This window comes from Streptomyces violens, assembly GCF_000717745.1.
GTDB lineage: Bacteria > Actinomycetota > Actinomycetes > Streptomycetales > Streptomycetaceae > Streptomyces > Streptomyces violens.
This window is the reverse complement of sequence record NZ_JOBH01000004.1, coordinates 439,600-451,175: the sequence shown is the minus strand read 5'-3', so window position 1 is coordinate 451,175 and position 11,576 is coordinate 439,600. Positions and strand designations below refer to the sequence as shown.

Below are 11,576 nucleotides of genomic sequence, written 5' to 3'. Positions count from 1 at the left end.
TGCAGTTGCCAGTGACAGCTACAAGTTCGGCCTTGACGCCATTCCGCGGAGGCCGAGAGGAGACACCATGCAGACTCGCACCGGCGCCATCGCGATGGCTCTGACGGGGGCGGCCGTTCTCGGCGCCAGCGGTTCCGCCTTCGCCAACGCCCCCGCGAGCACCCCGCCAACCTTCCAGCAGATCGACACGGACAGGAGCGGCACCGTCAGCGAGCCGGAACTGTTCGTGGCGGCGAAGCGGCAGGGGGTCTCCGAGTCCAATATCCGCAAGGCCTTCCGCTTGGTGGACCGCGATTCGAACGGTCAGATCTCCACGGAAGAGTTCAGCCAGGCGTCGCGGAAGCAGTAACAGCGGGGAATGGCGGTACGGTGCCTTCCGTGGCGAACGGAGGGCACCGTGTGCGGTCCGCACTCCCGACCCTCGTAGTGCCCCCGGAGCCAATCCCGCTACGGCCCCATGACGGCGTAGACCATAGTGCCGGCAGCCGCGACGGTCGGCACATCGAATGTCTCGGCCGGGCCCGTGAGGTGCACTGGTCTTCTCCGACCGCATCGCCCCCCCGACGTATGTGAGCTCCTCCCGGAGGTCCGGCTTGAAGGGGCCTTTCCGTCTCCCTCCCCGGCGGATCCGGGACTATCCTCCCTCGCATCAGGACGTCGACGTTCCAGACCCCGACGGCGCGTCGCTGCTGAATACACCTACCTGCCGGGCCTCAGCCTGCACCGCCGGCTCCCGCCCCGGCCGGTCGCCCGGAATCGGAGGTGCCATGTCCCGGCCCCAGCCGAACGTCCACCGGCACGACGAACAGAGCAGGGCGCTGATCAGAAACGGCTTCCCGGCGAGCCCTCCTGGAGACATGCCTGCTCCGCGGTCCGCGCCCCTCTCGGCAGGTGCACGATGACAGGCACCGGCCCCGGGCCGCGGCATGAGCGCTCCTCCTTGGACGCGGTACGCCTGCGCCGCCTCAACCGCTGGCAGGCCGAGAGCCTGCGCGAAGATCTCGCGGACCTGTACGTCGAGTCCTCGGACGCCCCGGCCGGCGAGACCTACCACCGCAGGGAGGAGTTCCTGCTCCGCCTCGCGGACTCCGTACGGCGCCCGGGCTTCTCCATGCTGGTCGCCGAGACTGCCACCCTGGCGGGGTGCGCCTTCGGCTTTCCCATCGCGCGCGACGGGTCCTGGTGGCTCGGCTTCGAGGGAGAACTTCCCCCGTTCGTCGAGCAGTTGACCTCCTCCGGGCACGCCTTCGCCATCACGGAGATCGTGGTCCATCCGCACGAGCACACCCCCGATCTCGCCCGGCTGCTGCAGACGCAGCTGCTCGCCGACCACCATGCCTCGCTCGGTGCCACCTTGGTGGACCAGGCCGACCGCACGGTTCACGCCGCCTTCCAGGCGTGGGGGTGGCAGGACATCGGACAGGTCCGCAGGTCCTCCGGTCCCGCGGCGCAGCGCGCCCTGGTGCTGCCCCTGGGAGAGCGTACGGCGGGCCGTCCGGACGGCCTCGGGCACAACGCCCGTACGCAGCGACCCGAGTAGCCGGAACGAGGCCGGCTGCGGGGCCGCTGCGTGCTGTGCCGTATGGAGTGGTCGCGGCACGCAGCGGGCCCGCAGCGGACGCTCAGCCGTGGCAGGTGACCTTGACGGGCGCCGCCGCGTGGTGGGCGGCCTCGCGGCCCGGCCCGTAATCGACGCCGCGGTCCAGCAGCTTCACGGCGATCTTGCCCTGACGGACCTGGAAGGTGCCGCCCGGCTGCCAGCTGCCGCGGTGCCCGGCCTGGTCGACGGTGAACTGGGCGTACTTGGAGTTCACGTCGAAGGCGTCGGTCAGCACCTGATACGTGGTCGGACGGCCGTTCACGTCGCGGTCGTTGGGCCCCTGGGGCACGTAGACCGAGACCTGGCAGGACCGGGACTCCGGGCCCGGCGCGAACCACCACACCACGCTGCTGTTGGCGTCCTTGCCCGGGTCACCGGACATCGGTACGGACGTGAACTGGCCGCTGCAGCCGCCCTCCCGGGTGCTGCCGCCGGTGAGCCCGTACCAGCCGTTGCCGCCGTCGTTGTAGGCACCCCGTTGCTCATAGCCGCCGCCGGGCGGGGTCGGGCAGCCGGGGCCCACGAGGCCCGTGTAGGTCACGCGCGGCGGACCGGCGGGCTTCTTGGCCTTGGGGGGCGGGGTCTTCTTCTCCGGCGCCTCGGGGGCCGGGGCGGGCGCGCCCGCGTCGCTGGGCTTCGGGGACGCCGGGCTCGGGGACGGGCTCGGGGACTTGCTGGCCTTGGTGGCCGGTGCCGGGGAGCCCGTCTTCGCCGGCTGTGGCCGGTTGGCGGCGACGGGCTTTTCCTGGCCGTCGCCGAAGCGCACCTGGGAGGCGCCGAGGGTGGCCAGCGCCACCACGCCGACACCGACACCGGCCAGCACGGGCAGGCCCAGCACTGTCTTCCACACCCGCCGGCCGGGCGCCAGGCCGCGCAGTGGTGTGCGCGCCCCCTTGGCGAAGGTCTCCGCGAAACCGGACCCGGACGGGCGGTCCGGGCCGGCGTTCTTGTTCGGCTGTGACAACGGGGGTTTCCTCCTGGGAGTAGTCGGGGGAGGCGGGTCAGGCCGGGCGGACGGGCCCGCCGGGGCCGGACGGGAGCGGTTGCGGCACGCCAGGACCGGACAGATCCGTCCGCGGTACGTCCAGTTCCGGTACGTCCAGTTCGGACAGCGTCCGCAGGTCCGCCTCGGACGGGGAGTCGTTCTCCGCGACGCGGTACGCCTGCCGTTCGGTCATCGCCTGGAACGTCTGCCGGGCCGAGCGACCGTTGCCGAACCGGCCGTCCCGGGGAACGTGGTCGAAGTAGCCGGTGAGCGTGGCGCGCGCCGCGTCGGTCAGTTCGTACTGGTGGGCCGCCGCGTGCTGTTCGACGATGCGCACCAGGTCCTCGGTGCCGTAGTCCTCGAACAGCAACGTGCGGTTGAAGCGGGAGGCGAGGCCGGGGTTGGAGTCGATGAAGTGCTCCATCTCCACCGGGTAGCCGGCGACGATGACCACGACGGCGTCACGGTGGTCCTCCATCAGCTTCACGAGGGTGGCGATGGCCTCCTGCGCGAAGTCGTTGCCGCCCGAGCCGTTTGCGGGTGCCAGGGAGTACGCCTCGTCGATGAACAGCACGCCGCCCATCGCCTCCATGAAGACCCGCTGGGTCTTCGGTCCGGTGTGGCCGACGTACTCGCCGACCAGCGCGGAGCGGTCGGCCTCCACGAGGTGGCCGCGCTCCAGCAGGCCGACGGCGGCCAGGATGCGCCCGTAGAGCCGGGCCACCGTGGTCTTGCCGGTGCCGGGATTGCCCGCGAAGACCAGGTGACGGCTGAGCGGCGGCGCCGCGAGCCCGGCCGCCTCCCGGCGCTGCACCATACGCATCAGCTTCACGAGCGAGGCGACATCCTGCTTGACCCGGTCCAGGCCGATCAACTGCTGCAGTTCGCCGAGCAGTTCGTCGAGGTCCTCCTCGGTGGCCGGGGCCGTGGTCGCGGTGCCCCCGGCCGGGGTTCCGCCGGACGCCGCGGTGGCGGTGGCCGTCACGGGCGCCAGCGGCGCGGGCCAGTGCGCGTCCTTGACCTGCCAGGAGACGCAGTCGCGCACCTCCGGCTCGGCGCCGGTCCCGGTGCTCAGGTCGGCGTCGGCGTCCTGTACGCGGATCCGGGTCAGTACGGGGGTGGTCGCCTCGCCCAGGTGGACGGCGGGGTAGCCAGGGGCGGTGATCTCGCAGTCCTCGAAGACGCCGGCGCCCTTGGCGTCCACGATCAGGCCGTTCTTGCCGGCGCGGACGATCCGTACCCGGCTCACGTGCGGGGCGGCGCCGGCCGCGACCACCACTCCGGACCCGGCCGCCTCGGTGATCTCCACGTCCCGGGCCCGTACGGTGGCGCCGTCCTGGACCACCAGCCCGGCGGTGCCGGCGCGCAGCACCCGGCCGCCGGCCAGTTCCGCGTCGCCGCCGGGGCCGAAACCGAACCCGGCGCGTTCGGCGTCGGTGACCGTGCAGCCGGTCAGGCGGACCGGGCCTCCGGAGCCGGCGACGACACCGTTGCGGCAGCGGACGACGGACAGTTCGGCGGCTTCGGTGCCCGCCGCGCCGGACAGATCGAGGCCGGACATACCGCAGTCGGTGAGGTGCACCTCGGTCAGCGTCAGCCGGGCGTCGGCGACCGCGTGCAGCCCGTGTTCGGGGGTGTGGCCGGCACGCAGCCGGGTCAGCGTCACCTCGGCGGCACCACCGGCGTGTACGGCGCTGAACCGGCAGTCGGTCACCTCGCCGTCGGTGAGCCGGACGGTGGCGGAGCCGGTGGCCAGCAGGCCGTTGGCCGCCGAGCCGCGTACGGTCGTGCCGCGCGCCTCCAGCCGGGCCGTACCGTGGGCCGTCAGGGCCGCCGACGTGGTCCGTGCGATCCGGGTGTCGGCCAGCCGCACCCGGGCCCGCTCCCCCGCCGTGGCACCGGAGCCGCCGCCGTCGCGCAGGACGCAGCCGGCCAGCACGGCGTCGCCGGCCCCGGCGACGTGCAGCGCGTCGGCGCCCGCGCCGCTCAACTCGCAGCCGTACAGCAGCAGTCCGCCCCGGACCTCTGCCGGGGCCGCGGTGTCCGCCGCCTCGTACGGGTCGTCGTCCTGCGGTACGGGCGAGGAGTCCAGCACGCGCACCGCTTCGCCGCCGCAGTCCCGTACCCGGCAGTCCACGAGCAGGGCCGCCGACCGGTCCTCGAACAGCAGTCCGCTGCGGCCCGCGCCGTCGATCAGACAGTCGCGCAACAGGACGTGCGCGCCGTCGCGGACCCGCACACCCGAGCCGGTGGCCCCCCTGATCCGGCTGCCGGTCATCTCCAGCCGGGAGTCGCCGCCCACCACGACGCCGGTGCCCTGGGCGCCTTCCAGGACGCAGTCCGTCAGCCGCACCGCACCGGTGGTACGGATCAGCGCCCCTGCCAGTGCCGCGCCCGTCAGGCGGGCGCCGGTCATGGTGAGCGCGGCGTCACGCAGCACTTCGAGGCGGCCCATGCCGGTACCGCCGCCGTGCCAGTGCGTGCTGCCGCCGGACAGCAGGACGGCCGGCTGGTCCGCCGCACCACCCCGTACGGTCACTCCGTCCAGCGTCAGCCGGGCACCGGAGCGGACTTCGAGGGCCGGGGTGGTGCCACCGGGCGCGGCGAGGGTGACCCCGCCGCCGTCCGCGGCCCGCAGCGTCACGTCCCGTACGACGCGCAGCGTCTCCGCGTACGTCCCCGGTGACATCCGCACTTCGTCGCCCGGGGCAGCGGCCTCCAGGGCCGCGGCCAGCGCGCCGGGGCGGCCGGGGGTCACGTGATGCACGGTGGCGTCCGGTGCCGCCTGACCGGTGGTCATTGGATGCCTCCCATGGGCGTGTCCGGGTCGGCGGGGCCGTCGGCCCGGCCCTTGCCCTTGCGCGGGCGCTTGGAGTGGGTGTCACCGCCCGTTCCGTCCGCACCGCCGCGACCGCGCTTGCCGCCCGCGACCGGGCCAGGTTCGTTGTCCGCCACGGTCCAGTGGCCGCCGTCCGGGTAGCGCACGGTGTCGGGGCTGGTCGTCCAGACGATCTCCACCGGGGGCGGCAGCCGCTTCTTCCCCGCCCTTTCGGGGGCGAAGGTGGTCATGCTGCCGTCCGCGAAGGTGAGGTGCAGTTCGCGGCCGAGGGCGTTGGCGTAACGCTGGAGTGCGAAGTCCTCGGCCGCGGACCTGACGGCCTGGCCGGAAGCGCCTTCCAGGCCGCCTGCCAGGAAGTTCTCGCGGCGCAGGCGCCCGGTGGCCAGCGCGATGGACAGTTCCCGGGGGGTGAGGTCGATGTTGAGGTTGCTTCGGAGCGCCTCGTCGAGCAGGTTTTTGATCGCGTTCTTGGAGGCCGTGCCACCGCGCCCGAGCTGGGTCCGCACGTCTCGCAGGAGCTGCTCCGCCGAGGGCAGCCGCAGGTGGCCGGGCGCGTTGTCGAAGGCGTGCAGGACCGAGGTGGGCGGCGGCTGGTGCGACGCATGCACGATGGCGTAGTCGAGCAGGTCCAGGAAGCGCGACGGGTCCTCGTTGTGGGCATAGCCGTGGGTGATGAACCGCAGGTCCTCCTGGCGGATGCCGGCCCGTACGGACGGGTCGCCGGGCAGCCCGGCGGAGACGTTGAGCCCCAACGGGTTGGCGTCCGTGCCCAGTTCGTCGCTCAGTCGCGCGGCGACGTCCCGGGGAGCCTCCTGGCCCGGGCTCTCCACCGGCCGCAGCGGGTTCTCGTGATCCGCCGCCTCCGGGGACAGCTTGAAGCGGTTGTCACGAACGTCCTTCAGTTCCAGCCCGCGCTTGGTCTCCTTGCTTTCGACCAGCCGCTCCAGCTGTGACAGCCCGGCGTGGTCCTGGAGCAGCTTCCCGCCCTTGCCGTAGAGCCCGGCCATGATCCGGGAGAGGTCGGTGGTGATGGCCGCCTTCTCGAACTCGGCGACGAAGGCCGTACCGCGGACGGGCAGCGTGTGGTTGCCGGCGGCGATCTCCCGCTGCGCCTCGCGGTCGGTGATGCCGTCGTCCACCCGCTTGAGCCAGTCGTCCTGGCTCTCGCCCGCCAGCCGCGGGAAGTCGTCCCTGGTCAGGCGCGGCAGGGTGGCGTCCAGCTCCCAGGCGTTGAAGTTGTTGAGCGCCCGGCTCAGCTGGTGGTACTCGGCGCCGCCGGGACCGTACCGCAGCGGCAGCCAGCCGTGGACGCCGGGCATGGCGTCCACCAGCGTCGCGGTGGCGTCCACGAACAGGTTGGGCTCGGGTGCGTACGGCAGCAGCGGGTGGCGGCCGGCGATGCCGACGCGGGCGCGCATGTCCGCGCGGACCCGCAGGTCGAAGGTGATCCGGTTCTCCTGCGTCACCCGCAGCTCGCCGGGCTGCCGCTGGGTGTCCGAGGCCTTGCCCTTGCCCTTCGCCTCGGCCTTGGCCAGGTGCTCGTCGGTCTTGACCAGGAGCGGATCGGGCAGGCCGCCGCCCGGCGGCTCGGGCACCCGGTAGCCACCGAACATCGTCAGCGGGCGCAGCGGCTCGGCCGACGACGGCTCCCCCGCCCGCTCGACGCCGCGCATCTCGAACTTCTTCTCGAAGTAGTCGAAGATGTGCCGGCCGCTGGGCACGGTGTGCTCGAAGGTGTCGAAGTCCATGAAGGCGAAGTACGGATGGGAACGCCCGGCTCCGTCGGCGCCGCCGGCCATCATCGCGTGCACCATCGACCGGCTGGCCGGGCTGGTCATGACGGTGTTGCGTACGGTGCCGTACGGGAAGTCGCCGCCGCGCCAGCCGACGCCGACGACGGCGATCGGGAAGTCGGCCTGCACGCCGTCCAGGGCATGACGCACCGCGGCATTGATCTGTGCGATCTCGTCCGCCGGGCCATTGAGACCGATGACCACACCGAAGCGCCCCCGGTAGCTGTCCGGCAGACCGGCGGTGACCGCCCGCAGGAAGTCACCCAGCTGCCCGCCGCCGATTTCGTCGTACTTGACGACGGTGTTGACGACGTAGGAGAGCGGGCGCTGCTCGCGGAGACTGTCGTGCAGGTTGGCCAGGTAGTCAGCGCCGGACAGGGGCCGCTGGTCGAGCCCGTGCAGGTCCCGGAACGCGGTGTTGGCGCGGATGTCGCCCGGCGTGGTGCCGCGGGTGAGGGCGTTGTCCCAGCGGAGGCCGGGCATCTGGTGGTTGCCGCCACCCTGGCCCGAGGGGCCGGGCTGTACGTCGGTCATCTCCACGGCGCGCGGCCCGGGGTGCGAGGAGGGCGCACCGCCGAGCGGCCCGACGTACTCCCCGCGCCGCGCGCGCTCGGTGGCGATGGCGTGGTTGGCCTCGTCGATCTGCTGCCGGACGGCCTGCGGGTCCATGCCCAGGTCGTCGAGCCGGGACTCGGCCTCGGTGAACTCGGCGCGCTTGGCGCCCAGGTCGTCGAGCGCGTCGAGGGCTTGGGCGGACGGCTTGGACGGGCCGGGCTGATCCGCCTTGGGCACCAGCCGGTCCACCTTTGCCTGGGCCCCGGCCAGGTCGTACGAGGCCCGCTGGTACTGCTCCCAGGCGTCGAGCCGCAGCTCCGCCTCCGGGCCGCTGGTGCCGCCGGTGACGATGTCGTGCCGGGCCCGGTCGCGGGCGCCGCGTCCGGTGCCGGGGCCAAAACCGAGCGGGTCCTCCGGTGCCGGGCGTTGCGGGAAGGGGCTGCCCGGTGCGGGCTGTGGCTCCACGGAGTCCGCCTTGGCCTTGCCCTTGCCCTTGTCGGTGGACGGGACCGCCTGCGGCTCCGGCTGCGGGTTCGGGTGCGTCTCCGGCTGCGGGTGCGGCCGCGGGCCGCCGCCGAGGCCGTGTTCGCCGAAGAGGCCGCCGGTGAGGGCGTTGATCTGCTTGCGGGTGCGCGCCGCGTCGATGCCCAGTTCGTCGAGCCTGGCCTCCGCCTCGGCGGCCTCGGCGCGCTTGACGCCCAGGTCGTCCAGCGCCTCGGCCAGGGCGGGCGAGGGCTCGCCCTGGGCGGCGCCCGGCGGCGCCAGCTCGTCCACCTTGCGCTCCGCCTTACCGAGCTGCGACAGCGCGTTCTCGTACCCGACCCACGCGTTGAGCTTCGCCCCGGCCTCGGGACCGGTCGAACCGCCGAGGATCAGGTCGTTCCGGGCGCGCAGGCGCTGATTCATGGCGGCGGCGCCGGAGAAGCCGCCGAAGCGGCCGCGCGGGGGCGCGGTGACGGGGCCGGAGTCCTTCGGCCCGGGCGCCGGGGTGGCAGCGGACCCGGCCTTCGGCGCGGGCGCGGGCGTGGGCGTGGGGGTGTGTTCGGCGGCCTTGACCGCGGCCGGTACGGCGACGGCGTCCGCCGCCTTGGACACGTCACCGCCCGGGTGGGCGATCAGGTCGAGGGCACTGTGGTCCGCGGTGCCGGACGCGCCCGCGCCGTCCAGGTCCGGGCGGGCCGACACGCCGGAGGGGCCGCTGTCCGGGGTGGCGCTGTGGCCGGTGGCCGGGGCGGGTTTGCGGTCGCCGGCATCCAGCAGGCTCATCGCCAGGTCATGCTGGTCGAGGGCCGGTTGAGGAGCCGCCTTGGTCAGGGAATCGTTGCCGGACGCGGCGCCTGCCTTGGAGCCCGGCGCCGTCTCCGGGGTCTTCGCCCGCAGCGGGTCGTGCGCGCCGGCGCCCGTCGGCCGGATCGTTTCCGCCGGTCCGCTGTGCGCACCCGGCACTCCCTCGGCGCCGGGCAGGTGCCGGGTGCCCGCCGGGCCCTGTGTGACCGCCACGTCCTGCACGCCCGTCAGGTCCGTACGCGCCGGGCCGCCGGGCACCGTGTTCGCCAGGTCCTGCGCCGTGAACGTGCGCGTCGCCGCGTCGCCGATGCGGATGCTGACGCCGTCCCCGTGGAAGGCGGTCACCGCGACGTCGCCCGAGGCCAGCGCCTGCAGTTCGGGGAAGGTCATGTCCTCCAGGGCCTCGCCGTGCCCGGCGGCACCGCGGGCCATCGCGTGGCCGTCGCCGATGCCGTGGACCGATCCGGCGTCGAACGAGGTCTCCGGGACGCGGACGGCGGGGGCGTCCGTCGCCACGTGGGCGAGCGGCGACGAGGCGTGGGTGTCCTTGAGCAGGTCGATGGCGGTGTCCGCGGACAGCAGCAGGTTGTTGTCCATGCGGATGTGCCCGGCTGCGAAGTCCGTCTGCTGGATGAGCTGAGTGGCACCGGAACCGTGGACGTCCGGGACGGTCAGGCCGTTGGCGTGCGTGGTCATGCCGGGTACGTCGGGGGCGGTCACCAGCCCCGGCTGGTCGATCTGCACGCCCGCGTGGGTGACGGAGCCGTTGGGCACGGTGATGCCGTGCGGTGCGGTAATGCCATGCGGTGCGGTGATGCCCTGAGGCGCGGTGATGCCCTGAGGCGCGGTGATGCCCTGAGGTGCGGTGACGCCGTGCGGCATCGTGATGCCGTTGGGGGCGATACCGCCCAGCCCGTTCGGCGTGAACGTCCCGAGCCCATTCGGCGTGAACGACCCGAGCCCATTCGGTGTGAACGACCCCAGCCCGTTCGGCGTGAACGCTCCGAGCCCGCCGGGCGTCACGGTCCCGGGAACCCCGCCGAGCCCGCCGGGCGTCACTGTCCCGGGAAACCCGCCAAGCCCACCGGGCGTGAAGTGCGCGCCCGGGAAACCTCCCGGGAAACCGGCCGCGCCGAGATGCAGGCCCGACAGGTCCACGAAGCTGCCCGGCACGAAGGGCGCGCCGGTCCCGCCGACGGGCCGGAACGGCACGAGCGCGCCGGGCCCGCCGAACGCGCCGGTGTGGATGCCGCCGCGCAGCGCCGCGTCCGAACGCCCCGCATTGGCCAGCAGCGCGTGCAGTTCCGGCTGCTGGATGCCCAGGACCCGCTCGCCGAAGGCGAGCCGCGCGGCGCCGCCGAGGCCCAGGACACCGAGTTCGGTGAAGTCCAGGGGCAGTACGGTGGCGGTGGCGATCCGCCCACCCCGCCCGAGGTTGACCTTCGCGTACGCGCCGATCTTGGCCCAGCTGCCGTCGATGTGCCCGGTGAACGTCGCCCAGTCCTTGGTGATGGTGCCCGCCAGGGACCCCCAGCCGCCCTTGGCGAGATTCCCCAACCCCTTCACGCCGTTGACGATGTTGAGGGCAGGCGCCGCGTGGGCGGCGATGACCATGGGCGCCACCACGACCTTGGGCATGCCGTGCAGCGAGGAGAAGTGGCCGATCTCCGCGAAGATGTTCTTCCCGGCGCCGGCGATGCCCTCGAAGCCGCCCTTGAGGACGCCGCCCAGGCCCTTGACGATGGAGCCGACCGGCAGGGCCTTGGTGGTGGGGAAGAGCACGCCGAGGAAGGCGAGGCCGAGCTCCAGGCCGCTGGCCTTGCCTTGGCTGAAGTCGACGATGGTCTTGATCAGCAGAACCGCGTTCATGCCCCAGGCGAGGACCGCGAGGACGCCGCCGGTGAAGATGGCGATGACCGACAGGACGATGGTCAGCCATTCGAAGGCTTCCCAGAACATGTCGCAGTCGCTGACCGGCTGGACCATCAGCGACCCGGCAGCGGTCAGCGCCTTGTCCAAGGTGCTCGCCGCGTTGCCGAGCGCGGTCTTCGCCTCTTCGGCCCGGTCGATGTGGGTCTGCCGCTGCGGGTCGTCGTCGGCCAGGCCCTGGATGGCGGACAGCGCCTGGTCGGCATCGCTCTGCGCGTCGGTGACGGCGGTGGCGTACGTACGCAGCGCCGCCTCGGCCTGGTGGAAGGATTCCTCGACATGGCCGACGAAGTTGTGCAGGTGGTCGTCGACCATGTCACGCAGCTGGTCGGCGGTCTTGCCGATGAAGCGCTGGCCGTCACCGGCGGTCTGCTGGAGCGCCTTGAGGCCGTTGTTGATGGTGCCCGCGTTGGTGGCGAGATCGCGCATCGCGTCGGCGATGGCCGTGATGGCGGCGGCGTCGCCCGGGGTCGGATCGCCGTCGAGGCCGAGAGCACCCCAGTCACCGGGACGCGTAGCCAAGCCTGTTCCTCTCCCGCGGTAGACCGTTCACAGATGTCACTACCGACGCGCCCAGCACACCGGAGT

At 73.1% G+C, this 11,576-nt stretch carries 5 protein-coding genes; 2 read left to right on the top strand and 3 right to left on the bottom strand.

Annotation, left to right across the window (positions count from 1 at the left end; all coding sequences use genetic code 11):
- Positions 1 to 67: 67 nt before the first annotated feature.
- Both IF04_RS0110580 and IF04_RS0110570 read left to right on the top strand, forming a co-directional pair.
- Positions 68 to 349: an EF-hand domain-containing protein gene (locus IF04_RS0110580; protein ID WP_030253929.1), complete on the top strand. Its 282-nt coding sequence runs from the start codon at positions 68 to 70 to the stop codon at positions 347 to 349.
- A gap of 549 nt (positions 350 to 898) precedes the next feature.
- The gene (locus tag IF04_RS0110570; RefSeq protein ID WP_245654353.1) at positions 899 to 1,540 is read left to right on the top strand and encodes a hypothetical protein; all 642 of its coding nucleotides are present in this window, start codon (positions 899 to 901) and stop codon (positions 1,538 to 1,540) included.
- Positions 1,541 to 1,622: 82 nt separating this feature from the next.
- Here the strand turns inward: IF04_RS0110570 and IF04_RS0110565 are convergent, their stop codons facing one another.
- Genes IF04_RS0110565 through IF04_RS0110555 form a run of 3 tightly spaced genes read right to left on the bottom strand, consistent with a single transcriptional unit; the run spans position 1,623 to position 11,510 of the window.
- A complete protein-coding gene (locus IF04_RS0110565; RefSeq protein ID WP_051831029.1) occupies positions 1,623 to 2,564 on the bottom strand; it encodes a hypothetical protein in 942 nt (313 codons plus the stop codon).
- A 37-nt stretch (positions 2,565 to 2,601) separates the two neighbouring features.
- Positions 2,602 to 5,385, bottom strand: coding sequence for a right-handed parallel beta-helix repeat-containing protein (locus tag IF04_RS0110560; RefSeq protein WP_030253923.1), 2,784 nt, complete (start codon positions 5,383 to 5,385; stop codon positions 2,602 to 2,604).
- A complete protein-coding gene (locus IF04_RS0110555; RefSeq protein ID WP_030253921.1) occupies positions 5,382 to 11,510 on the bottom strand; it encodes a putative T7SS-secreted protein in 6,129 nt (2,042 codons plus the stop codon). Before IF04_RS0110555 ends, IF04_RS0110560 begins: the two co-directional genes overlap by 4 nt.
- Between the last annotated feature and the right edge of the window lie 66 nt (positions 11,511 to 11,576).

Excerpts from the sequence above, each read along its gene's own strand:
- IF04_RS0110580 (WP_030253929.1), top strand. The coding sequence starts at position 68 with ATGCAGACTCGCACCGGCGCCATCGCGATGGCTCTGACGGGGGCGGCC.
- IF04_RS0110570 (WP_245654353.1), top strand. The coding sequence starts at position 899 with ATGACAGGCACCGGCCCCGGGCCGCGGCATGAGCGCTCCTCCTTGGAC.
- IF04_RS0110560 (WP_030253923.1), bottom strand. The coding sequence starts at position 5,385 with ATGACCACCGGTCAGGCGGCACCGGACGCCACCGTGCATCACGTGACC.